The sequence below is a fragment of the Streptococcus sp. A69 genome, assembly GCF_058556195.1.
Map to the genome: position 1 here is coordinate 177,649 of NZ_JBZUJU010000001.1, position 24,059 is coordinate 201,707.

24 protein-coding genes and 1 pseudogene are annotated in these 24,059 nt (G+C 33.9%); 6 read left to right on the top strand and 19 right to left on the bottom strand.

The window, feature by feature from the left end:
* Positions 1 to 84: 84 nt before the first annotated feature.
* From AC4ME5_RS00860 to AC4ME5_RS00900, 9 genes are all read right to left on the bottom strand, one after another.
* Complete coding sequence (locus tag AC4ME5_RS00860; RefSeq protein WP_046165602.1) at positions 85 to 1,767, bottom strand: ABC transporter ATP-binding protein; 1,683 nt, start codon at positions 1,765 to 1,767, stop codon at positions 85 to 87.
* Positions 1,768 to 1,793: 26 nt separating this feature from the next.
* A complete protein-coding gene (locus AC4ME5_RS00865; protein ID WP_009664206.1) occupies positions 1,794 to 2,507 on the bottom strand; it encodes an ABC transporter ATP-binding protein in 714 nt (237 codons plus the stop codon).
* A gap of 135 nt (positions 2,508 to 2,642) precedes the next feature.
* A complete protein-coding gene (locus AC4ME5_RS00870) occupies positions 2,643 to 3,383 on the bottom strand; it encodes an ABC transporter permease (RefSeq protein WP_009664163.1) in 741 nt (246 codons plus the stop codon).
* Between the two features lie 277 nt (positions 3,384 to 3,660).
* Complete coding sequence (locus AC4ME5_RS00875) at positions 3,661 to 4,290, bottom strand: TetR/AcrR family transcriptional regulator (protein ID WP_009664054.1); 630 nt, start codon at positions 4,288 to 4,290, stop codon at positions 3,661 to 3,663.
* A 170-nt stretch (positions 4,291 to 4,460) separates the two neighbouring features.
* Positions 4,461 to 4,790, bottom strand: a complete 330-nt coding sequence (locus tag AC4ME5_RS00880) for a GntR family transcriptional regulator (RefSeq protein WP_035620602.1) — start codon at positions 4,788 to 4,790, stop codon at positions 4,461 to 4,463.
* Positions 4,787 to 5,008, bottom strand: coding sequence for a DUF1648 domain-containing protein (locus AC4ME5_RS00885; protein WP_009664127.1), 222 nt, complete (start codon positions 5,006 to 5,008; stop codon positions 4,787 to 4,789). Before AC4ME5_RS00885 ends, AC4ME5_RS00880 begins: the two co-directional genes overlap by 4 nt.
* 18 nt (positions 5,009 to 5,026) lie before the next feature.
* Complete coding sequence (locus AC4ME5_RS00890) at positions 5,027 to 6,586, bottom strand: permease-like membrane multi-spanning protein (protein WP_009664211.1); 1,560 nt, start codon at positions 6,584 to 6,586, stop codon at positions 5,027 to 5,029.
* On the bottom strand, positions 6,579 to 7,289 hold the full coding sequence (locus AC4ME5_RS00895; protein WP_009664098.1) for an ABC transporter ATP-binding protein: 711 nt from the start codon (positions 7,287 to 7,289) through the stop codon (positions 6,579 to 6,581). Before AC4ME5_RS00895 ends, AC4ME5_RS00890 begins: the two co-directional genes overlap by 8 nt.
* A gap of 109 nt (positions 7,290 to 7,398) precedes the next feature.
* Complete coding sequence (locus tag AC4ME5_RS00900; RefSeq protein ID WP_009664199.1) at positions 7,399 to 8,016, bottom strand: TetR/AcrR family transcriptional regulator; 618 nt, start codon at positions 8,014 to 8,016, stop codon at positions 7,399 to 7,401.
* Between the two features lie 394 nt (positions 8,017 to 8,410).
* On the opposite strand from AC4ME5_RS00900, the gene AC4ME5_RS00905 reads away from it, so the two are divergent.
* The 4 genes from AC4ME5_RS00905 to AC4ME5_RS00920 are packed head-to-tail and all read left to right on the top strand — an operon-like array spanning position 8,411 to position 9,655.
* Positions 8,411 to 8,656 (top strand): hypothetical protein, encoded by a 246-nt coding sequence (locus AC4ME5_RS00905; RefSeq protein ID WP_001813542.1) that lies wholly within the window; start codon positions 8,411 to 8,413, stop codon positions 8,654 to 8,656.
* Positions 8,653 to 8,988: a DinB/UmuC family translesion DNA polymerase gene (locus tag AC4ME5_RS00910; protein WP_000806926.1), complete on the top strand. Its 336-nt coding sequence runs from the start codon at positions 8,653 to 8,655 to the stop codon at positions 8,986 to 8,988. The genes AC4ME5_RS00905 and AC4ME5_RS00910 overlap by 4 nt, the downstream gene beginning before the upstream one ends.
* 12 nt (positions 8,989 to 9,000) lie before the next feature.
* Positions 9,001 to 9,369 (top strand): hypothetical protein, encoded by a 369-nt coding sequence (locus AC4ME5_RS00915; protein ID WP_000567222.1) that lies wholly within the window; start codon positions 9,001 to 9,003, stop codon positions 9,367 to 9,369.
* Positions 9,356 to 9,655, top strand: a complete 300-nt coding sequence (locus AC4ME5_RS00920) for a DUF5960 family protein (protein ID WP_001072467.1) — start codon at positions 9,356 to 9,358, stop codon at positions 9,653 to 9,655. The genes AC4ME5_RS00915 and AC4ME5_RS00920 overlap by 14 nt, the downstream gene beginning before the upstream one ends.
* A gap of 117 nt (positions 9,656 to 9,772) precedes the next feature.
* Here the strand turns inward: AC4ME5_RS00920 and msr(D) are convergent, their stop codons facing one another.
* From msr(D) to AC4ME5_RS00955, 7 genes are all read right to left on the bottom strand, one after another.
* Positions 9,773 to 11,236, bottom strand: coding sequence for an ABC-F type ribosomal protection protein Msr(D) (msr(D), locus tag AC4ME5_RS00925; protein ID WP_000420313.1), 1,464 nt, complete (start codon positions 11,234 to 11,236; stop codon positions 9,773 to 9,775).
* 119 nt (positions 11,237 to 11,355) lie between these two features.
* A complete protein-coding gene (mef(A), locus tag AC4ME5_RS00930) occupies positions 11,356 to 12,573 on the bottom strand; it encodes a macrolide efflux MFS transporter Mef(A) (RefSeq protein WP_000417519.1) in 1,218 nt (405 codons plus the stop codon).
* A 385-nt stretch (positions 12,574 to 12,958) separates the two neighbouring features.
* Positions 12,959 to 13,129, bottom strand: coding sequence for a hypothetical protein (locus AC4ME5_RS00935; RefSeq protein ID WP_000873143.1), 171 nt, complete (start codon positions 13,127 to 13,129; stop codon positions 12,959 to 12,961).
* A gap of 772 nt (positions 13,130 to 13,901) precedes the next feature.
* Positions 13,902 to 15,392, bottom strand: a complete 1,491-nt coding sequence (locus AC4ME5_RS00940; RefSeq protein ID WP_009664121.1) for an LA2681 family HEPN domain-containing protein — start codon at positions 15,390 to 15,392, stop codon at positions 13,902 to 13,904.
* Entirely contained in the window at positions 15,379 to 16,401 is a 1,023-nt protein-coding gene (locus AC4ME5_RS00945) for a hypothetical protein (RefSeq protein ID WP_036757376.1), read from the bottom strand. The genes AC4ME5_RS00940 and AC4ME5_RS00945 overlap by 14 nt, the downstream gene beginning before the upstream one ends.
* Positions 16,402 to 16,904: 503 nt before the next feature.
* Positions 16,905 to 17,285: a zinc-ribbon domain-containing protein gene (locus AC4ME5_RS00950; RefSeq protein WP_231076084.1), complete on the bottom strand. Its 381-nt coding sequence runs from the start codon at positions 17,283 to 17,285 to the stop codon at positions 16,905 to 16,907.
* A gap of 33 nt (positions 17,286 to 17,318) precedes the next feature.
* Positions 17,319 to 17,735 (bottom strand): zinc-ribbon domain-containing protein, encoded by a 417-nt coding sequence (locus AC4ME5_RS00955; protein ID WP_491800053.1) that lies wholly within the window; start codon positions 17,733 to 17,735, stop codon positions 17,319 to 17,321.
* A gap of 306 nt (positions 17,736 to 18,041) precedes the next feature.
* Between AC4ME5_RS00955 and AC4ME5_RS00960 the strand changes: the two genes are divergently transcribed.
* Both AC4ME5_RS00960 and AC4ME5_RS00965 read left to right on the top strand, forming a co-directional pair.
* Positions 18,042 to 19,055 (top strand): hypothetical protein, encoded by a 1,014-nt coding sequence (locus AC4ME5_RS00960; protein WP_491799378.1) that lies wholly within the window; start codon positions 18,042 to 18,044, stop codon positions 19,053 to 19,055.
* Between the two features lie 473 nt (positions 19,056 to 19,528).
* Positions 19,529 to 20,055 (top strand): annotated as a pseudogene (locus AC4ME5_RS00965) (IS982 family transposase); the annotation flags it as partial.
* A gap of 616 nt (positions 20,056 to 20,671) precedes the next feature.
* Here AC4ME5_RS00965 and AC4ME5_RS00970 read toward each other — a convergent pair.
* The 3 genes from AC4ME5_RS00970 to ylqF are packed head-to-tail and all read right to left on the bottom strand — an operon-like array spanning position 20,672 to position 23,861.
* Positions 20,672 to 22,222 (bottom strand): ClC family H(+)/Cl(-) exchange transporter, encoded by a 1,551-nt coding sequence (locus AC4ME5_RS00970; protein ID WP_491800055.1) that lies wholly within the window; start codon positions 22,220 to 22,222, stop codon positions 20,672 to 20,674.
* Between the two features lie 15 nt (positions 22,223 to 22,237).
* On the bottom strand, positions 22,238 to 23,023 hold the full coding sequence (rnhB, locus tag AC4ME5_RS00975; RefSeq protein WP_007521943.1) for a ribonuclease HII: 786 nt from the start codon (positions 23,021 to 23,023) through the stop codon (positions 22,238 to 22,240).
* Complete coding sequence (ylqF, locus tag AC4ME5_RS00980; RefSeq protein ID WP_491799379.1) at positions 23,010 to 23,861, bottom strand: ribosome biogenesis GTPase YlqF; 852 nt, start codon at positions 23,859 to 23,861, stop codon at positions 23,010 to 23,012. Before ylqF ends, rnhB begins: the two co-directional genes overlap by 14 nt.
* Positions 23,862 to 24,059 lie beyond the last annotated feature (198 nt).

Below are 24,059 nucleotides of genomic sequence, written 5' to 3' on the forward strand. Positions count from 1 at the left end.
ATATTTTGACAATAAAAAACACTTTTATATCAATTTAATGATTTTAGAGCGTTTTATAAAATTATACTATAAAATGAAAGAGAATTACACACTCAACTCAAACAACTTATAAAACTCACCTCTCCTATCCATCAAATCACTGAAAGAACCATCTTCAACAATAACGCCATCTTTCATAAAGAGAATTCTATCGTATTTTTTCAAAATGTTCTCATTCAACTTGTGGGTTACTACAAGTGCAGTCAAATTTTTAATATCCAAGATTGAACTTTCAATTTCAGTAGTTACTTGATTATCCAAAGATGAAGTAGCCTCATCCAATAATAAGATTGGTGTTTTTCGAATCAAGGCGCGCGCAATACTAACTCTTTGTTTTTGTCCGCCAGATAAATTTGATCCATTCTCTCCACATAAAGCTTGTAGACCTAATTCATTTTCTAAAACATAACTTTCTAAACCTGACTGCTGTACAGCTTTCTTTATTTCCTCATCAGTGAAGGATTGATTAAGAGTAATATTTGCTCTTAAAGTATCATCAAAGATATAAATATCTTGCTGAACAATCGTCATCAAGTTATAAAGACTCTCTGCTGAAATAGCTTGTATATCTTGATTATCAATTGAAATATGTCCACTTGTTACATCATAAAAACGCAGCAATAGATTGAGCAAAGTTGATTTTCCACTCCCTGACATTCCTACAATTGCAATTTTTTCCCCTTTTTGAATCTTCAAAGATAAATGATTAAAAATTTTTTCTTCAGCATTAGGGTAAGAAAAGTCTATATTTGAAAAAGAAATGACATCATCGAAATATTCTTTCGTTTCACCAGTCTGAAGTCCAATTACATCTTTTACCTCAAATGCATTAAGTGTTGCTTGCCCTTCACGAAATTTACTCATTCCCATACCAATTTCATTTAGTGGCATTACTACAAAATTGACTAGTTGAACAATAGCTGTCACACTCCCAATTGTGGTAGAACCATTAAATACGAGGTACATCCCTCCACCAAAAGCTACCAAAAAAACAATCATCCCTGAAAGCTGTGAAATAACATTTGCTAAAACATCAAATTTTCCTTTTATAAAATATATCTCATCCAATTTTTCACTTTCATAACTATAATCCTCACAGATAGCATCTTTCACATTAAAACTTTTAATAACAAGAAATCCTGCTAAAATATCTTTAACCTTAGCTAAATACTTCTGATCTGCAATCATGGCACTCTTTTGAAGATAAGCTGATTTTTGTCCAATGAATCCAGAAATCATCATTGGAATAATGCTAGCAATGATAACCAATAAGGTCAAATACCAATTACCTATAAACATAGCTAGGAGCGAAAAAATCATTAAGGAAAGGTTTTTTGAAATATTAAAATACTGGTGTAGATAATCTTGCTCAATTTTCTTCATATTTTCGGTTAATACAGAAATAAATTTCCCTGATTTTTCTTTAGAAAAGTCTCTATAATCCCTATCTAAAATAGATTGGAACACCTTATTTTTGTATCTTGACATGATTTGCCTAACAAGTTTATTTTTCAATCGAAGAGATATAAAGTTGAGCCCTGCATATATGAGAATAACAATAGCTCCTACTAGTACCGCTTGAGTTAAGGCTTCTTTATTTTGAGACATGCCACTATCAATAATACCTTTAATAGAATAAGCAAAAGCAATATTAGTTAAAGGGACCAGTATATTAAATATCATGAAAGCATAAAAAGCCTTCTGATGGTTCTTTATCAATTGTTTCATCCTTAATCTACCTCATAATTCTTAATTTAATTTAGAAAATGTGACATAAAATATTCTTCTAAGTCAATATTCTCTCTCCTAATCTCTTTCATAGAGACCTGTTCTACAATTTTTCCATTTTTGATAAAACCAATTTTATCTGCTATCTGTGAAATTTCCGATAATATATGACTCGATATTAGTATTGTAATTCCATGCTCCTTAGAAAGCGACAACAAAAGATTTCGAATTTCTTGAATTCCTATTGGATCTAAACCATTGATTGGCTCATCTAAAATTAACAATTTAGGTTTTGTTAGAAAGGCACGAGCTAAACCAAGCCTTTGCCTCATTCCTAACGAAAAATCTTTTACTTTTTTAGTCGTATTTTTTAATCCGACCATTCTTAAGGCTCTTATTATATCTGATTCAGTAATAGTTTTCCCCATATACTGAGCGTGAATTTCCAAAATTTCTTTTGCAGTGCAGTTATCATAAAAAATTGGTGATTCAATAATACTTCCAATCTGACTTAGGATTTCTTCTCTGTGTTCTTGTAGATTTTTCCCAAAAATTTCAATACTACCTGATGTAATTGTTGATAAGGATAACATACATTTCATTAACGTTGTTTTTCCAGCACCATTCGGTCCTAGAAAACCATAGATTTCTCCTTCAGCAATTTGAAGGTTGATACCACTTAAAATTTCTTCTTTATCAATTGTTTTAAAAACTTCTTTTATTTCAACAATATTTCTCATTTCTATCTCTCTTTCTATATCCAGTTTTAAATGCAAGAATTTTTCTCCCAGAGCATAAATACTAATTTATACAGTCTCTTTTTTTATAGAAATCATTAAGGAATTATCACTTTCCTTCAATTAAACTTAGGTATGCTACTTGATACTAATATCTTGTCTTGAAATATTAAAAATTGAAAATGAAGTAATCATTAAACTTATGAAACTTGCAAATATCAAAAAGAATAAGTTATCAGCAATATTATTAGATAAACTTCCTGGACTTACATTTGAAAGTAATGCTGCTAAACCAAGTCCTGAAAGCATTGTTATAGCTGTTGAATGTTTAATCATACCTAAAACAAATGGTAGTAACCCTATTAGTACTGTTGCAAACGTTATTCCAGCCAAGTTAATTAATTGACTAGCTAGAGGGATATAACTAGATTCAGTTACAACAGCCATGAATCTAATGAATAATTGAGTCACTAAATGTGCAGAAAAATGGGCAATAAATGCTATTAGAATGACTGAAAGAATTTTTCCCCAAAGTAACTTTATTTTAGAAATAGGGTAAGAAAACAACTGAAAAATTGTTCTTCGTTTAAATTCATCAATAATAATCGTAGATAATAAATAAGATTCGAAAATCAAAAATGCTGCTTTTGTAAATAAAGATGAAAACAATGAAGCTACAATTGCCCAACCTTCCCATTTACCAGTAATTCTAATAACATTAGAATCCTGTCCAGTAAATTCTCCTAGTTTATTGTCAGTACCTAAACCCATAATAATGATTGCTGTAATACCTAACACTATAAATATAGTACACAACCAGGCTAAAAATAATTTAGATTTAGAAACTTTATTTAATTCAATTTTAATAAGCGACAACATAGATTATTTCCTCCAAAGCGTAAATAAAGAATAAACTATTCAGACTAATCTCGACAAATATTTAAAAATAAGCTTATTTTACAGACAATGGCACCATACATACTATCGGTATGTATATACTAAAAACAAACATACCCTCGGTATGTATAATAGATTTTTAATAACACACTTAAAGTATGTTATTTTTTAACTATAAATTATGTAAGATAATTTATTAAATTGATAACACATAAATAGAAATTAGTATTAACATGAATGTCATGCGACTACTTATTTACTATTTTTTTAAGCGATCAAATAAGTTGAAAATCACCTCCATCATTTCATCAGAAATTAACTGTACCCCTAGACCTTCAAAAGTAAGTTTAATGAAATTCATTTTACGCTTTAATTCTACTAATGAAAAAACGGAAATTTGAAAACCAATCCAAATATTTAGAGATAAAACAATTAAATCTGCTAGCTCTTCTGGATATTCTGTTTTAATAGACCCATCTTCAACTCCTTCGTAAACCTTTTCTCTAATTTCGGGTAAAAAATCAGAAAATAGACCTAGATACTGCTCTCCCAATAAGCGTGGACTTCTTAGCATGATTGAGGCAGAGTAAACGAGCCTTTGGTGTTCAAAATTAGAGAAAGAGTCCATCAAAGAATTTTGTATCTTTTCTAATCCAGTATTTCCTCTCCAATTATAATTTAAAATTTCTTGATTATTTTCGCTAATGATTGTTTGCAGTATATCATATTTAGACTCAAAATGATGATAGATAACACCTTTTGTTAATCCACCTAATCCATCTATGATATCTTGTATTGATGTATTATCAAATCCTTTTTCTAAAAATAGATTTTTAGAGACCTCTAGTATTTTTTTTCTAGTTTCATGTGAGTTTCTATTCCTTGCCATTTTTGTTCCTTTCTATCATACCGATGGTATGTAATTCTATTGTAGTGGAAGTAACTAATAATGTCAAGTTCTTTATTGGAAAATGCAAAAAAAGCCTTATAATCAAGGCTTTTATATACTTTCAAAAATAATCCTAATAAATTTCCATTCAACTTCATCTAAGCATCTTTTCAAAAAAATAAATTGACAATCTCATCTTCCGAAAATCCTAGCTCACCTAGATTTTCAAACAAAATTTTCACTAGCTTGTTCGATTCTTGATATCTTAACTCCTTTATTTCTTGCTCGCTTGCTATGACAAAATATCCTAATGTTCCACAGCTAATAACCAAATTCTGTTCTTCGAGAACTTTCATTGCTTTTTGGATTGTTGCTGGATTACACTTCTCATTTTCTGCTAAACTCCTTATCGAAGGAATTTTTTGTCCAAGCACATAATCACCTCTTAAAATAGTTGTTCTTAATTTTGATGCAATCTGTAAATATAGATGGGGTTTCATTTAATCTTTTTATTTTCCTTCCCCCTAACAATCTTCCAATATGCAGAGTATGGAATTACTGTAGCCAGTAGAAGATAATATTTATTTGCAAACATATCTGCAACACCTTTTGCATTGAAATGGATAGGAACTTCCTCTGGGAGAAAACTACAAATAACAACTATTATGACTGTCATCCCTAGCAACACCAAAATATCTTTTGTCAGTCTGTTTTTCATCTTATTTTCCTCCTTTAACTAGATAAAATTCGACTTGCTCATTGTTATATAAACACCCATTGTAATAACCAATAAAACTACTGATACTACCTGCAAAACAAATGTAATCGGAATATTTAACACCCAATTAAGAAAAATAGGCGTAATAAGTACAATCATACCAATAATTCCAGTCACAATAACAGGTAGACTTTGTTTGACGACTATCATCTCACTGTCCCAATCATAGTTAGGATATTTTTTATTTAATGAAATTCCGATTACCGTTATAAAAAGGGAGTAACATATAGGAACAATAACTAGATTCATAACTTGAATAGGATTCATATCAAGTTTCAGCATAAATACTGATACAGAAATCATATATCCAATCAAATGAAGTGTAAGGTTGACAGCTATCTTAGCATTTAAAATCATTTTTATCTCAACCGGAGAACTTTTCAAAATCCAAATATTTTTACCTTCTAAAGATATAGATGAAGCTGCTGGACAACTGAGTGAAAGCATAGATGCAATAAAGACGGGAGCTAAGTTTGAAAGATACTCATTTATATTTTCAATTCCTGCAGAATTTCCTATTTGACCTACAGAATTAAACAGGAAACATATACTAAAGACACATAAAAGAATCACTCCAAGCCCAGCATTCAAGACTGCCATATAAGAACTTAAAAATCGTCCAAGCTCTTTTTGATACAAGGCAAAAAATACCGATTTTCTTTCATAAGATACTTTGTCATTAGCATAACTTGATTTTGTATTGGCAAGTGTATTAAGTAGTCCATACTTCAACGAAGCAATTTTGACAAATAGATAAAAGACGACTATTGAAAGAACTATATAAAATCCCATCCCATAGTACATTGGAAAATTGTAGTATGACATAAATAGTCTAGAAATTGGATACAGTCCAGTAATTTGCTTAGCCAGAGTAACCCCAATACTACTTTCATCACCTGATTGCAAAGCTGATAATGCAAAATATCCAATTATACCTAGCATCGCAAATGAAAAAATAAGAGAGATAACATTTTTTCTTTTAAAAAAAGATGAAGCGACAACAATAACGAGTCCCATGCATGCCGCTATACACATGGGGATCAAAGGGGCAAAAAATATAGAAGTAAAATACAATATAATCTGTAGGAGGTTTAAACTTCCGTTCAAGCCCCATACAATTCCACCCGGAAGCATAAACATCAAGCCTATTAAAAAATTCAATAAGTACATAAACATGAACTTGCTGGTGATAATATACGAACTTTTAACAGGTAAGGATTGGAGAATTTCCATATCTCGACTGCCAAATAAAATGCCATTCGAATAAAAAACTGTCAAAAATAATATCGAAAAACTTGAGACAGAGACCATATATGCCGGAATCAAGTTTTGTTGTCCAACTTGTACCAATGTTTTAGCTGTTAGGATATTATAAAAAAAGCAAAATAAGGCAAGAGTTACTATGCCAAAACTCGCAATAGCCATTGAACTTTGTTTTTTATTTCCCGTCTCTCTAATCTGGTTAATGGGAAAAAAATTTATCAATTGTGCTCTAATTAGTATCCAAATGTTACTCATTGCCCTGCACCTCCATGAAAAATGCTTCCAATGATTCATTACCTTTGATATCTCCTGTATTACCACTTGCAACTAACTTTCCATTTTTGATAATGGCAATCTTATTACATAATTTTTCCGCAACATCCAATACATGGGTTGAAAAGAAAATAGCACCTCCATCTGAAACACACTCATGCATAATTTTCTTTAGTAGGAAAGTTGCTTTGGGATCTAGCCCAACAAAAGGTTCATCTAAAATCAATAGTTTGGGAGAATGTACAAGTGCAGAAATAATGGCTGTTCGTTGCTTCATACCATGTGAATATGAAGAAATTATCCCCGAAAGATGCTCAGTCATATCAAATAAATCACCGTAATTTTGGATTCTCTCCCTGCGTATTTTTGTAGGAATTTCAAACAGGTCAGCAATGAAATTAATATATTGAAGTCCTGTCATATGTTCATACAAATCTGGATTATCTGGGATATACGCCATCATTTTTTTACAAATAACAGGTTCTTCTTTAATAGAATGACCGTTGATAATTATACTTCCGTCTTCAAAATCATGGATACCGACAACTGCCTTTATCGTTGTCGTTTTTCCCGCACCATTTGCTCCAATAAAACCATAAATATCTCCAGGCTGTACTGAAATAGATAGGTTATCCACAACCTTCTTATCCCCATAACTTTTACTAAAATTCTTTATCTCTAACATATTTTCACCTCTATTGACAATTTGTCAGTCATATTTTGAAATAATACCGATAGCTTGTTTTGATTCAGCTATCGGTACATAGTTCTCTTTACAAACATTCTATCTTTTTTTAATTGCTAAAGAGTCCTTTTGTATTTAGGTTTTGTTCCAGCATTATCTTAAATGCATTCAAGTAATCTTTGACAGGTTCTTTCTTTGATGTTTTTATACCTATGTTATTTGAAACAAAAACATAGGCTGTCATAAGAAATTCTGCTGTTTCAGATGGATATTTTACAGAAAATACTTTTTCTGAGATGCCTTGATTTATTATCCTCTCAAAATATATAGTCAGTTTTTCAATGAGCTTATGGGATAACTTATCTAACATATAACGATTTTCTTTAAGATCAACCGTCTTTTGTAACTCAGTTCCCTCCGCTGAAACGTTATCTGTAGAGATTATTGTGGCATCTATAAAGGCTCTTATTTTTTCAATAGCAGTTTTGTCGTCATCATTGACAATCACATGAATATCTCTCAATAATTTCTCTGAATATCGTTCCACAAGACAATATAGAATATCTTCTTTGTTCTTAAAGTGATAGTATAACAAACCTCGTGATATATTTACCTTATCGACTATATCCTGAGTTGTTGTGTTCGCATATCCTTTCTCCATAAAGAGGAGCATAGAAGCATCCATAATCTCAGCCCGTCGAATTTCCGGATCTTTTACATCTCGCATTTTATTCCTCCTGATTATAAATTATACTGCTCTACTGACAAATTGTCAATTATAAAATTATCTTTTTGAGGATAGCAAAAAATCCTTGACACCAAGGCTTTTTCGTCAACATTTTTTTCTAAGCTCGTACAAGCAGTGATACTGCCTCAACGTGTGCTGAGAGCTTTCTTCTATACTAATAGACGAAAGGGTGTGAAAATGATTTTTAAATGATACTGTGGAACGGAACAGTAGCCCTAGTATTGACTACTGTCGTTTCTATTCATATTGGCTATTCTAGGACTGAGATGAAAAAATCTATAAATGCTCAGAATAAAATTGAACCCGCAAATCTCCCCAAAACAATGGTGAGTCATGTACTTGTATTATTCCGAAAAAATACACCTCTGGTGCAGTGAGACAAATTGGTGTATCTTATAGTGGCTTCGTAGATGAAAGCTATACTCTACTATCACTCTTTGATGATGTAGAACAAATTGAAAAAGATAATAGACTTCAGACAGCTATTGATGTTGTCAGAGAACAGTTTGGTTTTTTAGCCATACAAAAAGGAACCGTCCTAACTGAAGGTTCCAGAAATATTGAACGCAGTAAACTTATCGGTGGTCATTCCGCGGGTGGATTGGAGGGATTAAAATGAAACAAGAAAAAAATACAGTACAATTTTCAGAAATCCGTAGCAAAGGATGTAATGATATTGAAATGCTTGAAAGATTTTTACATGGAATCGTTGAAACAGCAACTTCAAAACTTCGTCAGAGAAAACTCAAAACAACTGAAATATCGATACGACTAGTACATGCTAAATCTGAAAACCGATTACCATTGGAATTTACATTTAGCATTAAGCCAACAAGCTCATCTGTGATAATCTATACTGAGGTAATCAATCGCTTTAAAGAATGTTACACAGGTGGGGGAATTCAAGGTTTTACGATTCAATTTGATAAAAATACCCTTGCCTCTGCATAGAAAGGATTTGATATGATTGACCGTTCATATTTACCATTTCAATCAGCAAGAGAGTACCAGGATACAAAGATGCAAAAATGGATGGGCTTTTTCCTATCTGAACATGCATCAGCACTCTCTGATGATACAAACAAAGTAACGTACATGTCTGACTTATCACTAGAGAAGAAATTATTACTCCTCAGTCAAGTATACGCCGGGCAGCTACGCACACGCATTCAAGTGATTGAAAAAAACAAGCGTGTTTCCTACACTGGAACAATACCAAGTCTGACCAAAGATTTCATTTTGATAAAAACTACAACAGGTCACATCAATTTGAAATTAAAAGACATTATTAGTATTGAACTTGTCGAGGAGGTGCTCTATGAATCAGCTTGAGTTTCAGCGTAATCACCTACAAATGGACTATTATAGCGAGAGCTACCAAGATTTTGAACGTGACTTCTACCGCTACTCTAACATGAATATTCCATTGACCTTCCTAACTGATGATATCCTAAAAACAATGGCGACTTCACGTAAGAATTACTTTGTCCTCAATAAGGAAAAGTCCAGAGATAACCGCGATCACTTCTTCATATTTGAAGTAAGTACCGTAGATGAGAATCCGCTAATCTATCATTATACATATAAGAAAACTACAATATATTTAGCAGAAAAATAGGAGCAGTTCAATTGACTGTTCCTATTTTTAATATTCATAAAATCTAAAGTCTTTATACTCTTTAACAATGGAGTCGCCAACCAGAACAGACTATACTGACCAGCGACTACCTTAAATTTAATGTTTCAGATTTATTTTCTTATCTCTAATTTCATAAACTACATCTGCTACATTTTCGAGTAATCGTTTATCGTGGGTGATAAACACGATAGTTCCGGTGTACTCCTTCATTAGTATTTCCAAAGCCTCTAAACTTGGTATGTCAAGGAAGTTACTGGGTTCATCCATTATTAGGATGTTATATCTACCCATGAGCATTTTAGCAAGCAACAATTTTATAATTTCTCCACCGCTTAAAACAGATAAACTTTTTCCAATATCGTTCTGTTTGAACCCCATAGATGCTAGCACTGAACGAATTTCTGATATATTGTAGTCACAATCCTTCTGCATAAACTCCATAACATTCTGATTACTGTTGTACTTGTAACCATTCTGTGCAAAGTAACCTATTTTTGCCTTAGGCGAAATAGAAATTCCTTCTTCATGGTTTAAGATCATTTGGATTAAAGTTGTTTTTCCGATTCCATTACCACCAGTTAACGCCACTTTTGCTCCTAACGGAATTTGAAAAGATGCATTTTCAAACAGAGCCTTATCCCCAAATACTTTATTAATTTCTGCACCGACTATAGGGTATGGATTATGGAGCTCCAATGCTTTACTTTGCCTGAAACGAATTCTGCGAATGCCTTCCGGAGCTTCTACTTTTCCTAAGGCCGCAATCCTGTGCTCTAGGGTTTTAGCAGCATTATACATCTTTTTTTCCTTACTTCCTATTGATTTTTGATGAGCTAAACGCCCTCCGTCTTCAGTACTTTTTTTCTTTGAAGAACCTTTTGCCTTCTGTTCTATTTTACGAGCCTGTTTTCGCTTTTCCTCCGCAGCCCTTTCCAATCGGGCACGTTCCGCAATAAATTGTTCGTATTCTGCAGCTTGGCTCTTACGTTCTTCCTCTTTCTGACGAAGATAATCAGAATAGTTTCCCCAATACTCAGTGATTTTGCCATCTTTCAGTTCCCATATTTTATCTACTATTTCATCAAGAAAATAGCGGTCATGGCTAATAACTAACAGTGCACCTGTAAAATATTTTAGCTGTCCTATTAGAAAATCAATTCCTTCACGGTCTAAATGGCTCGTAGGTTCATCCGCTAAAATACCATGAACCTGTGCCGATAAGGCCTGTGCTATTTTAAGCCTTGTTTCTTCACCACCGCTCATAGTCTGTATATTTAATTGCTCAACACCTAGCTTGCCTACAAGTGCAAAATCTTTTTCCTCCTGCAGAGTTACTTCGTCCAACTGGGGAATATAGGCAAGTTCACCCAGACGATTCATTTTACATCCTGGGGGAGTTAATTCTCCTAAAAGTACCCTGAGTAAAGTGCTTTTTCCAGCACCATTTGCTCCTACTAAACCAATACGGTCATAATCATATACTTCTAATTCATTTATATCTAAAACATCGCGTCCTTTGAATTCCACACGAATGTCTTTTGCTTTTAATATTAATTCCATAACATTTCCTCCTGTCTATAATCGCATGCTTTCATTTGCTTGTATGCAGGGAAAACCCTGCGATTTTAGCAGGAAGAGTTACATGAAAATAAGATACATAAATATTCCTCCAATATTGTTTATTTTAAATCTAATTTTCTAACCTCAGTTATCATTTGGCAAACTATAGCAATGCCAATAATTAAAATACCTGATAGTAAAAACCAATGATTTACACCGATTTTATCAGCAAAGAATCCAGAAAGAATTAACCCAATTGGCATAGCAAGTGACATGATACTTCCGATCAAAGAAAATACACGTCCTAAATATTCAGGCTTAATTTTCTCCTGAAAAAGAGCTGTTTGCACACCGCTATAAAATGGCACCGAAAGCCCCATTATTGCACAGCAAACTACGAATATTACAAATCCATTTGGAGGAAGTATTCCCGAAACGGCTAAACTGGTCCCCATTATAAAAAATGAACTTGTTATTAGTAATACATGCTTTTCGAAGCCCCCTAATCTTCCTAATAATAAGCCTCCTGCTAGCATCCCAAATGCAAAGGAAATTTCCGTAATAGAAATATGCACAGGCGTTCCATTAAAGTGTTCCATGCTTATTAAAGGAAATAGTGCATTGATTGGCATATAAACAAAAGTATATAGTGTTCCTAAGAGTAATAAGGCAAACAATCCTTTGTTTTGTCTCAGAACCACAACTCCTTCTTTCATCTCCCTTATGAAATTTGGTTCTAAACTTTGCACTTGATTACCCAGCTTAGGTATACGTACAATTGCTACCGTAATAGATGCAATCACAGCACCCAATACGTCGATGGCAATAATAGCATTTAAATCCCAAACGGAGTATAAGAGTGCTGCAACTGCCGGACTAACAATATAGCTTATAGACTGCAAAGACTGACTATAGCCTGCGCATTTCGTTAGCTGTTCTTCTGGTACTAAAAGTGGTGTAACCGCATTGAGTGCTGGGGTATGAAAAGCTGTTCCAATGCTACGGATAAACAATACTATCATAATCATCCAGACAGGTAGCTCCATACAGAATGCAACAATAGCAAGCACTGCACCAGCTGCTGCGATAATTAAATCGGCACCAATCATTATCTTCTTCCTATCATGACGATCCACTAGCACACCAATGGCAGGTCCCAAAATCGCATAGGGTAAAAAACCTACTAATGAAGCCATAGACAAGACCATCGCAGATCCTGTTTTTTCTGTAAGGTAAAAAATAATCGCCATTTGCAGGATGGCACTAGTGATTAATGATACTGCTTGCCCTGCCCATATTGCATAAAATTTTCGTTTCCAATTGTTGTATTTTTCCATTTATATTATCTCCTGCATATTATTTTGCTTGAATTTCTATTTTGAATAGCATTCTAGGCAATAAAAAATGCAGGCCAAACCCCACAATGTGGCTTTTGGTCTGCATACATACAATTTGGAAACATTCATATTAAAGACATAGTTAAATAAAGGTATAGTTAAATAACCAATATCCTCACCGTAACTAATGAATGCTCAATATCGTATAAATAAGCACAACAAAAAAGCCTATCATCGGGTATAGATTCTGCTTTTTTTATTGCCAGCTTATCTTAAACGCATTGAGGCTGTCATAGTTTCGGTTCCTCCTACATCTTTGTTTATATCAATTTATAGTATAACACAACAAGATGATATGTTCAATATAAAAGTTATGGAATGAGACTCATACTTCCAATTCGATGCCAGATTTAAAGGATATGACGAAGTTTTCTTCATAGACTGTAACGCTCTGGATTATCTTCCTTAGTAGCAAGCGATTAGCTTTCACAAAATCTTCTGTTTGTAGTTTTAAAAATTCATCAGGATTTTCTAACTCAACCTCAAAATATTTCATTTTACATTCCCTCATTTCATTTATTGATAAATTGAGTTTGCAAAAAAGAGTGGACAATTTTTGTCTACTCTTAACCTTTAAAATAGTTTTTTTTAATCGATTTGAAGTTGCCTAAATTATTACTTATTCGGTAAAATGAAGTATTGCTTTCAACAGATTTCCTTCAACTACACTTCACTTGATTCAAACAAGGTGGGTACATTTCTATTCCCACAAACTCCTTGTCAATGGAAACAAACACGTACCCACAGGGTAAATGGAAATAGAAACTGATAATTTCTAGCTATCACTTCTACTCATTCCAAAAATTTTCTCACTCTGATACTTACCCACCATAAAGCAAAAAGCCTTGCAATCAAGGCTTTCATTATCCCTTTCGTTCAAAGGTTTCTAAGCTTTTACGAGCAGAGCGACACACTCAGCGGTTCGCTATCTCCGTTCTGTCTGCGTGCTAGCACTTGTCAATCACGGACAGCTATCGCATGGGCGGAAGTAAATGCTAATCTTCGTCGTTTTACTCCTTGACTAGCAAACTTACCGCCTCAACATGGGTTTTAGAGGACTAAATGGAGACTGAATTGCCTGATAGCGATGTAGTATTGATTAAGCAATCAACAAATAATGTACAAAACAAAAATAAAGTACACTGCTTAATGAGTGTACTTTATCCTTCTAATTCAGTTTTATCAATGGTTTAGATCTAGTTAAGTCGATTAGTTAAATGAATTTAGGCTATTGCTTTTTATAACGACTATAAATTGTATGTTCAATGCTATAATTTATCTTCCGAATCTACTTCTTCATAATTTATCGGAATTAAAGCAACTTCACTGCTTATAGTAGATTGTTTTTCATTTTCACTTATTTGAATGGCATTTTTGAGTGAAAAAATAACTTCTCTTACAAGATTTAATAAATCTAATGCAAACTCTTGAAGTTCAAATTCAGTTAGATACAGTCTGGTTTCATTATTATCTTCATTATCTTCACTTCCATTAAAAATATTCAATGTTATATTAGTAAATCTGTGCTCTAAATAATTTCTAATAATTTTCAATCGCTTTGAGTTTGGATTAGCTGTTAAAGAATTATCACCATTATCAAAATCTTTCTCTATCCAAAATATAGATGACAGACCAATATTCTTATCCAACATTTTATTTAAATCACTATTTGATCTCCAAATTGAATGGAAATTTACTTGTCGAGTTTTAATTTTTAAAGAATAATATTCATTTATAAACATAGCTACTTTATCTAATAATGAATATAGTGTTTTAAAAGATGCTTTTAATCCTTCAACTCGGATAGAGTATTGTACATAGTCTAGACAATCAATAAGATAAACATTCTCATCAGCATAATGAACCGAATCAATTTCAATGCTATTAAAACAGAGATAACGCGCATAAACATATTCTTGCTTAATTTGATTAAACATAGAAATATATTTGTTTAAATCTTTATCCGATTGAAATAATAAACTTGGTAGTAAAAGATTATCATCATATCTATTTATATCGTCAGCTTGTAAGTCATTAAGTGGATTAAGATACAGCCCGTTATTCCAACACCATTCGCGATACTTTTGTGAATTAGGATTATAATCGATGGTTTTACAAGAGCATTCATCTAAGTCTTTATAATTAAGATATTGTTCGTAAAGTTCAATAAATCGCTTTTCTGCATAATCAACTCTGTTTGGATCTGAAACAGTTATGCTTGTTTCTATTAAATTTTTAATTTTTTTAATAAAGTGGAGGTGTTCGTTATCATTCAAAAAATTACGATAATGATCTAGACAAATAGCCAAGTTACCACTAGCCATTGTGAATCTTGGATTGATTTGTATACATTTACAATACATCTTAATAGCTAACTGCTTTCTACCACAAGCATCTAATAAATTTGCGTAATTAGTGTAAAGTGAACATAATAATGGGAAAACAAACCTACTGTTCTCAGAATTTATATCAACGTTATTTGAAATTTCTATAGCTTTTCTTAAGTAATAAATTTGTTGAACTGTAAAATCGGTATCTATGTTGAAAACTAAGTTATCACTTAGTTCAAATATATCAGCGTATGCTGTCCCAATAGAATAAAATAATTGAATTTTGGAAATATCATCAATAGTGTTTTCCATATTTTTTCCAAATTCTATTAGTCTATAGATTTCCTCTATATTTTTATGTTTAAAAGCATTATCGAAATCCATTGACAATTTAAGTACACTATGATTAATTGGATTATTTGTTAACATCTTCACCCCAAACTAAATATCTCGATTTTAAATTTGATTTTCCTTTATTTTCCTGTTCTTCAACTAACATATCAGATAAAAACTCTTTTATCATGTCCCAATTAAAATTCTCTTTAAATCCTCTACTACCATCAGAAGGAACATTTAATGAAAATGTTGCAAATACGGTTTCACAAGTTCTTCTTGGAAATTTTGCTAAGTAAGAATCAAAAAATGAATTTGAATACCTATAATGATGGCTATGAATAAAGTCTTTCCATGTATTTAGCATAGTCTCTTCGTCTATAATATCTATTACGGAAACTTCTTCAAGTGGTCGGTCTTCAATATTTCCCCATGCTTTTTTCATTAAATTAACAGCATCTACATCGCTCTTAGGAGCACTGTATCCAAAAATAGTTAACATATATGAATGATCGACAAAGTAATCTAATGCTTTCCAACACCAATTTATGTATCCATCGGAAGAATAGTCTTTGTTTTTTACGGGATACAATAATTTTGTTGGATTTAATTTTTTATAACATGTTGGGCAATAGTAATCTACTGTTCCAAACTCAGTATGTTCTTCACAAAAACCGACAGCTACATTCCCATGTAAACAAAGAATTTGTGGCAGGTTCAGAGTAATTTTTGAACAGCGAACATAAGCTTGTATAAGTAAAGGGTCCCAATTAAACGTAGCTATGCAATCTTTATTAGTTAAACTTAATATTAAAAGATCATAAATTGTTGGTTCATCAGGTAACTCCAACGAAGCAAAATAATCATAGAGTCTTTCTTCTAGTTTTTTAACTATTTCGGAGCACTCTTCTCTCTCAAATAATTCTGAATAGATATCTTCTAAATTTTCGCTCTTTGTCTGTAATTCAACACCAGCAAGAATTTCTTCTAAATTTAGTTTTTTTAGCAATCCATTCATAACTGAAGAACTTTTGCCGTTTTTATCACCATCTGGAATTGCTGCAATAGTAGCACCAGCGCCTAGAATAACTGTATGCGATCTCATCTCATTTCTCCTGAAAGTCTTTTGACACTATTATACCACTGTATCTACTTTATCTATGCTTCAAATACTATTAATATAGCCATAAATATTTTAAATAAAATGTACAATTGAACCGTCACTCCTTCTACTGTTACTTGAGTAAAAAATGTACAAATCAATTTCTTAGATTTGAGGATGTTATGTACTAGAAAACATACAAAATACCACCCCAGAATAATGTACAAAATAAAAATAAAGTACACTTTTTAAAGAATGTACTTTATGCTTCTAATTCAGTTATATCAATGGTTTAGCTCTTGTTAAGTCAATTGTAAATAAACTTTTAGTTTTCAAAAAATAACTAAAAATTTTTTTGGAACAAAAATGGTTTAAAAATGTATCTTGTCAAAGTGAAAACTGGAAATTTTCAAATGTACATTTTGACAATAAAAAACACTCCAATATCAATTTAATGATCTTTAGAGTGTTTTTAGCTTGTTTGATTTTAATATTTTATTACATCTTTAATCTAATTTTCTTCTTAAACCTTTGCAAATCGCACATACCTTTTTATTTCGTTTTCTGTATGCCATTCTTTCTTTAACTTGAATTTTATAACGATGTTCTGGATTTTCTTGACATATCCACCATACAGACATATTACTCAACTCTGTGATTTCAGTTGGACTTGCTATTAGGAGGTTATTCAAATAATCCCACTCATTCATTAGACTTTGTTGAGTTGTTGCCAAGTCGTTAAATCCTTTTAAAACTTTTTGATTCCTACAATATGGACAAGAATTTTCTCGGTAAAATTTTTCTTTAATGACTTGCTGATATTCTCCAGTGCATACAGGACATTTCCACCATGCGGTATATGTTGAATTAACTCTTACTGAAAACATTTCTTGTTTATTTAATATAGACCAATTCTTTAATTAACCAAGGATGTGTTGTTTCAAGATCGTTATAACTTTTGCAGTCTTTTTAAATGAACAATATGGGCAACATTGGTCGTTTTCGGAGCGTTCAGAAATTTTCGCTTTATAACTCCTGTGACATTTACGACAAATTCGATCAACTATTATATTTGAATCATAAAAGAAAGTGTCAATATCTCCGTTATGTTCTTTCACCCATTCATTGATTAAGTACGGTTTAGCGAAGCTTATTTTTTCATTTGGTTTAGGGATTTTTTTATTACAGTAAGGACAAATAGAGTTAAGATTATTAAAGTCACTGTTGGTAAATACATCTAAAACAATCCCTAACTTTTCATTGAATTCTAATTTGCAACAATCACAAATCCAAGTAAATATTTTATTTTCGGATTCTACTGATGTTACCTCTTTGATTAATGCATCCTAATATTGAATATAGGACTCCTGAATTACTTCGATAAAAAAGTTAACTACAGAAACAACGGAATTAAATTTGTTTTTTGCGCTAAAATGATGCGCGTTTTTTAGAATAAAACAAGTATTAAACTTAATACAATTTTAACATAGCGGAAAAGAGGTGTAAAGAATAAATACTCTGAAAAGCTTGTATACATTATTGATTCGTGCACAAGTATGTAAATATTGTAAAACAATTTCAAAATGTGGTAGACTAGATATGAATTTTGATGGACGATAATTAGGTCTGAGAAAAGGTTATAGATGGAAAAATTAGTTTTTATCGGAATGCTAGTGTTCTTGGCAATTGTGTTTATTGGAATATTGATTTGGCTGCGTTTTAGAATGAAGAACACCTTTGAGAACGGTGTTCCAGTGTACGATGCCCCAGCCAATAATCAGACTAGGACGAGTAAGCTAAGCGTAGGAGAGTATGCAGTGCACATAGTTTTAATACTAATTAGCGCTGTAATTGCCTTTAGGGTCATGAGCATGTTCCGTCATGGGGCGGCGCCAATTGGTGCTGCTATTATCACGCCTTCTATAATGTCGCTTTTCAATGCACGAAGGAGAACCGGGAAATCTTGGATGGGTATCGTTGCAGTGCTTATGGTATTCGTGTTTTTGATGTTTGTATATATAATTATAGGTCTACCTGATAACGCACCTCCACTTAAAATTGACGGAACTGAAATTCATCTTACAGAGACTAAGATTTCGGATCTGATAGACAAGGGGTTTGAAATCTATGTGTCAAATGGTAGACATGATTATCCTAATTATAACGAGCTTTTGACAACGGGAAGCTATACTAAATACCAAGGAACTGGGGTTAGTGTACCAAACGGCTTTAAGTCATATGACTCAGCAGTTACGCGATCTACCTATCTTCTTGTAAAGAAGAAAGTAGTTCTCGTATGTATAGGTGTTTACGGAGATAAGAGGAAGAATACGGAGCTGAAGGACTGTGTAGTTACGCAGGTTTGCTTTGATTCTGAGTGCACAGCTGTTGCCCAAAAATATGGGATCTCATATAATATAGATGGTATAGATATGCTAAAGAAGCTTGACGAAAACGAGTTCACGAAAGTATTTGGGAAAAAAATATGGCTGACTCCAAGCGAGCCAAGAGATGAATATTTGGGTCATTATGGCGTGCAGTGGGGCGCAGGTAACAATGAATTCTTTTGGAATCATTACTTTATGAGTTTAGACCTTGATTCGAATAATGATATAGTTAATTTTAATTTTAGTTCTAATATTGCAGCTGAGCGATAGAAGAATTTGCAGGGATAATTAGGCAAAATGAAAAATAAAAAAGTAATAAGTAAGACAAAGTATGCTATTTATCTTCTAGTGGTCCACCTTATATGCATACTTTTCACTATAAGCAAAATAGTGATACCTTCATGGGGTCACTGGTTAGAGACGACACGCTTTCTTTGGACAAGCTTTCCTACCTATGTATGCGTGTTAATAGCCATTTTCCCAATGGTATGCTTTTGGCCATATTTGATTAGTGCAGATTTTAAGCCGGGTACAGCAAAGACCTTGCTTGCGACTTTTGGTCTAATAGTAGGTAACGTGACTCTGATTTTGATATATACGACTGTTTTGCACAAGGTATTATAGGTATAAAAAAATCCCTTTATAGGGATTTTTTGATTGCTTCAAGTAGCTCGTCATATTCTTCAAATACTGGAACCTCTGGGTGATCCTTCTTGATTGATTCGGTGCTTCTAAACAAGAATCCTTGTGGGTGTCTCCTTGAAAGAAGTCGGTTTAATCGACGGTCAAGGCAGTTGATTTGGTTAGTCCAAATTATTCGGCAAGCCATAAATACTCAAATTTCTCCCAATAACATTGTCATCATAGATAGTTTCCCCTTATCACTTTGTCAACCAGTCCGTAACCATAGAGCACATGTTTTTAATGAACTAGCCGACATTGGTTACAATTCCTCTAAGCACCTTTGGTTCTATGGATTCAAAGTACATATGCTGGTCACCCCTATCAGGCTATATTCTGAATTATGTTGTAACGCCTGCCTCAGTACATGATATTAGGGCAGTTGATGACTTACTAGAAAATTGTTCTCAACCATATGTTTTAGCTGATTTAGCTTATCTTAGCTATGAACTCAGAGAACAGTTGAAACAGAAAGGTTACCATCTTTGGACGCCTTTACGTCAAAATATGGCAAGAGCTAAACAACATAATCATTTGTGCTTTTTTTGATGTCGAACAAACACTAGCTAGAGGCTTAACAAGATTGTAGTTGAGAATGGAGCAAATTGTACTGACTTATAATCTGAGATACTTTGAGATTAACTAGCACCACGAGTAAAAATCTATATCTTACTATCAATAAGACCTTAAATGAGCAGCAAAAAATGTACAATTGAACCACTACTTCTTCTGCACCTATTAGAGTAAAAATGTACAAATCAATTCCTTAAATCAGATGATGTTATGAACTAGAAAATATACAAAATAACACTTCAAAATAATGTACAAAATAAAAATAAAGTACACTCCTTATCTAGTACTTTTTCTAGCTTCCAAATACTAAACCAGAATGAAATAGTCAGCAGAATAAGGAAAATAAAAAAGAGATTATCAGTAACGAAACTTCTGTTCATTCTACACATCTCAAGAGCTATATAGGGAGCTATGGGATACAAAATACATTCTGTATAGATTAAATACAGTAAACTCCTTTCTAGCTTTTATGCTTTATCATTTCTAACTTAATTATTATCTTATTTTTAAGAAAATTCAATTACTTGTATGTGAAATACCTTATCAGTAAGAAATAACCGATCTCATTACTGAGAATCGGTTTTCTAAATACATTAAGAAAGTATTTTACATAATTTATGTTATGCAAAATGCTACAACAACAAATCTTTGACTTTTCCAATTTCACTTTTTGGAATAACTAGGTGGATCATATCACCCAGATACATTCTAGTTGAGCCGTGAACTGTTTGGCTCTTACCATTATGGACTTGGGTGGTGATGAGTACGTTATGTGGCAAGTTGAGCTCGTGAACCTGTTTTCCTGCTATTTTATCTGAAACAGGAATTTCAATTAGTGTTACTTCTCCTTCGTCTGTTGCTTCTTCTGGTAGCATTTTTTCTAGCATGGCCTCATAGACCGGAGCACCCTTGAGCAGATCCATGATGATGTAGGCGACTAAGGTCACAAGTCCAAGTGGCATGAGGTTGCGAATATCTCCAACCATCTCGGTTACGAGTATCATAGCAGTTAAGGGAGCCTTAGATATTGCTCCAAAGTAGCCACTCATTCCTAAAATGACAAATATGGGGAATTGCTCCTGACTGACAAGCCCAAGTTTCACACAAATAACACCAACCAGGGCACCGAGTAAGGAACCAAGAGCCAGAATAGGTAGGAAAATTCCACCAGGTAATCCACTTCCGTAACTTATCATACTCCAAATAAATCGAATGAGGAAGTAGGCAAGTAAGACTTGAAAACTAAAATTTTGCTCAGTCAAAGAAAGAACGACCTGGTTTCCACCACCAAGGATTTGTGGTAAGAAGATCCCGACTGGTATGATGAGAATGAATGCTAGGATTGGATAATAAGCTCTATCCAAATGGATTTTTTGACCAATCCAGTCATAAACTCGACCAACATTGAGTACAGCTTTCTCATAGAGAAAACCAGAAAGCCCGAGAAAAACTCCCATAAGGAGGTAAATCCAATACTGGTCTAGGGTCATGAGAGGAATGTTGTCTGGCATATCTAGTACGGGTGTTAGGCCAAATATGAGTAGTGAGACAAAGTTTGCTACGAGACTGGCTGCTAGAGTTGAGACCCAGAAAAAGCGTGAAAAATGGTGGTAAACTTCTTCTATAACAAAGAGAAGGCCTGCAATCGGAGCGTTAAAGGCAGCTGCTAGTCCTGCGGCAGCACCACTGGCAATCAGGGAGCGTTCCTCTACCGGACTGGATTTGAGCCACTTGGCAATACCTTTTCCACCAACTGCTCCAAGTTGAATACTTGGCCCTTCTCGTCCTAACATAAGTCCACTGGCAATAGCAAGAATACCTAAAATATATTTTTTCCAGAGAATGCCCCACCAGTTGAGAGTCATGAGACCTTTTAGTTCGGCTTCGACTTGAGGAATTCCTGAACCCTTGATATCTTTTTCTGACCGAGTTAGTTTCGCACTGAGCCAGCTAACAATTAAATAAAATAGACCAATGATAAAAAGATTGCGCACTAGGTGCGCTTGATCTTGATAGAGTCCTTGTATCAGGTGGAAGCCTTTTTCGATTGAAAACCGAAAGGATCCGACGATTAGTCCGACGACGAGACCGACAATGATCCCTCGCCCAACTTGGGATAATATGGTGCTTGAGGCAAAGGCAAATTCCTTCTTGGAGCTGAGTATTTCTGACTGTTCCTCCATAATCATTCATTCCTTCTAACTTAAACTTTCTTTTTCTTCTGCAACCAATGATTTAACGGGTTCAAAGCTGATTCGGTGAATTGGGGTAACTCCTAGTTTCTTGAGTCCGTCTAGATGTTTAGCTGTTCCATATCCTGCATTAGCCGTGAAATCATAGCCGGGATATTGATTATCATAGTCCTTCATAATATTATCCCGTGTCACCTTAGCCACTATAGATGCAGCTGCGATGGAGAGGGAGTTAGCATCTCCTTTGATAATAGAGGTTTGTGAAATTGGTAACTCCAGTTTCATGGCATCTATCAAGAGATGCTCAGGTTGCGGACTGAGCTGGGAGATTGCTTCCTTCATGGCCAGCTTGGTCGCCTCGTAGATATTGACTTGGTCAATGATGTGATTATCCTTGATACCAATACCTATTGCCAAGGCTTGGTCTTGAACGGCTTGATAAATTTCCAGATGTTTCTTTTTAGGGATCTTCTTGCTGTCGTTGAGGCCTCTAATCTTACAATTTTTTGGTAAAATAACGGCTGCAGCGACCACAGGACCAGCCAGAGGACCACGGCCGACCTCATCAACACCTGCTATAAAGGTCAATCCTTGCTTATAAAGCTCTTTCTCATAGGAAAGCATAGTTTCCAGGCGAAAGTCTTCATCCAGTTCAGCCTGAATGGCTTTTTTACGCTTGTTGATTTCCTTTTGAACTCCAGAACGAGGATCTTTTTCCAGTTCAAGAAAAAGGGGATTGTCTAATTCTTTGACAGTGGCAAGAAGTTCTTTGATTTCTTTAATCGTCGTCATCAATGTCGTCCAATGTATCTAAGGTATAGTTACCGAGTTTTCCATCACGGACTTCCTTGACGAAGAGGCTGTAAAAGCGGTCGTAGTCGTCTCGGAAACCAAGGGCACGTGTCATATCCATGATGATAACAGGTGCTTCTTCTTCAATTTTCATTTGTTTGAAGCGTTCAGCTAGCTTTTCCGGATAATGTTTTTTGAAATAATTGAGACCAAAAATGGTCACCTCATCCATAGGAAGCAACTGGTCTTTGATAGCTCCAGTCAAGGCTAGTTTTAGAGCGACAGTTTCATCTTCGAACTTAGGCCAGAGAATTCCTGGTGTATCCAAGATTTCCAGGTCTTTATTGGTTTTAAGCCATTGTTGCCCCTTGGTCACACCAGGTTTGTTGCCGACAACTGCGATTTTCTTACCAGCCAAGCGGTTCATCAGAGTTGATTTACCAGCGTTTGGAATTCCGATAATTATGGTCCGCAGGGTTTCGATCTTGATACCACGTTCTTTCTGGCGTGCAATCTTATCAGCCATGAGCTTTTTAGCTGCATCCGTCACAACTTTTACAGTTACTTGCTCTTTGGAGTTGATAGCCAGAGTTTGGATTCCCTGTGATTCAAAATACTGACGCCATTCTTTGGTCATTGCGGGATCAGCAAGATCTGCCTTATTCAAAATCAAAAGCTTTGGTTTATCACCCACAATCTTGTTTAACATAGGATTTTGACTAGATAAAGGCAGCCGAGCATCCACCAAAATCGTTACAAAATCAACAAATTTTAGATTCTCCTGAACTTGTCGCCGAGCCTTAGACATGTGGCCCGGGAACCATTGAATTGTAGCCATAAATTTCCCTTTCCGACTAAAAAAACGTAGTAAAAACGTTTTCTCTCTTACCATCTATTCTATCATAAATTAGGAACTTTTGCACAGGCTTTGGCCACAACAAATGATAAATAGTAATCGTGCGAAATATCCTTGATACCAGCAACAATTGACTTGACTTTTTTTACTGGCGAGTATATACTTAGTGTATACAAATTC

Bases quoted from the DNA above. Each gene is read 5' to 3' on its own strand.
- AC4ME5_RS00860 (WP_046165602.1), bottom strand. From the start codon at position 1,767: ATGAAACAATTGATAAAGAACCATCAGAAGGCTTTTTATGCTTTCATG.
- AC4ME5_RS00865 (WP_009664206.1), bottom strand. From the start codon at position 2,507: ATGAGAAATATTGTTGAAATAAAAGAAGTTTTTAAAACAATTGATAAA.
- AC4ME5_RS00870 (WP_009664163.1), bottom strand. From the start codon at position 3,383: ATGTTGTCGCTTATTAAAATTGAATTAAATAAAGTTTCTAAATCTAAA.
- AC4ME5_RS00875 (WP_009664054.1), bottom strand. From the start codon at position 4,290: ATGGCAAGGAATAGAAACTCACATGAAACTAGAAAAAAAATACTAGAG.
- AC4ME5_RS00880 (WP_035620602.1), bottom strand. From the start codon at position 4,790: ATGAAACCCCATCTATATTTACAGATTGCATCAAAATTAAGAACAACT.
- AC4ME5_RS00885 (WP_009664127.1), bottom strand. From the start codon at position 5,008: ATGAAAAACAGACTGACAAAAGATATTTTGGTGTTGCTAGGGATGACA.
- AC4ME5_RS00890 (WP_009664211.1), bottom strand. From the start codon at position 6,586: ATGAGTAACATTTGGATACTAATTAGAGCACAATTGATAAATTTTTTT.
- AC4ME5_RS00895 (WP_009664098.1), bottom strand. From the start codon at position 7,289: ATGTTAGAGATAAAGAATTTTAGTAAAAGTTATGGGGATAAGAAGGTT.
- AC4ME5_RS00900 (WP_009664199.1), bottom strand. From the start codon at position 8,016: ATGCGAGATGTAAAAGATCCGGAAATTCGACGGGCTGAGATTATGGAT.
- AC4ME5_RS00910 (WP_000806926.1), top strand. From the start codon at position 8,653: ATGAAACAAGAAAAAAATACAGTACAATTTTCAGAAATCCGTAGCAAA.
- AC4ME5_RS00915 (WP_000567222.1), top strand. From the start codon at position 9,001: ATGATTGACCGTTCATATTTACCATTTCAATCAGCAAGAGAGTACCAG.
- AC4ME5_RS00920 (WP_001072467.1), top strand. From the start codon at position 9,356: ATGAATCAGCTTGAGTTTCAGCGTAATCACCTACAAATGGACTATTAT.
- AC4ME5_RS00935 (WP_000873143.1), bottom strand. From the start codon at position 13,129: ATGAAATATTTTGAGGTTGAGTTAGAAAATCCTGATGAATTTTTAAAA.
- AC4ME5_RS00940 (WP_009664121.1), bottom strand. From the start codon at position 15,392: ATGTTAACAAATAATCCAATTAATCATAGTGTACTTAAATTGTCAATG.
- AC4ME5_RS00945 (WP_036757376.1), bottom strand. From the start codon at position 16,401: ATGAGATCGCATACAGTTATTCTAGGCGCTGGTGCTACTATTGCAGCA.
- AC4ME5_RS00950 (WP_231076084.1), bottom strand. From the start codon at position 17,285: ATGTTTTCAGTAAGAGTTAATTCAACATATACCGCATGGTGGAAATGT.
- AC4ME5_RS00960 (WP_491799378.1), top strand. From the start codon at position 18,042: ATGGAAAAATTAGTTTTTATCGGAATGCTAGTGTTCTTGGCAATTGTG.
- AC4ME5_RS00970 (WP_491800055.1), bottom strand. From the start codon at position 22,222: ATGGAGGAACAGTCAGAAATACTCAGCTCCAAGAAGGAATTTGCCTTT.
- rnhB (WP_007521943.1), bottom strand. From the start codon at position 23,023: ATGACGACGATTAAAGAAATCAAAGAACTTCTTGCCACTGTCAAAGAA.
- ylqF (WP_491799379.1), bottom strand. From the start codon at position 23,861: ATGGCTACAATTCAATGGTTCCCGGGCCACATGTCTAAGGCTCGGCGA.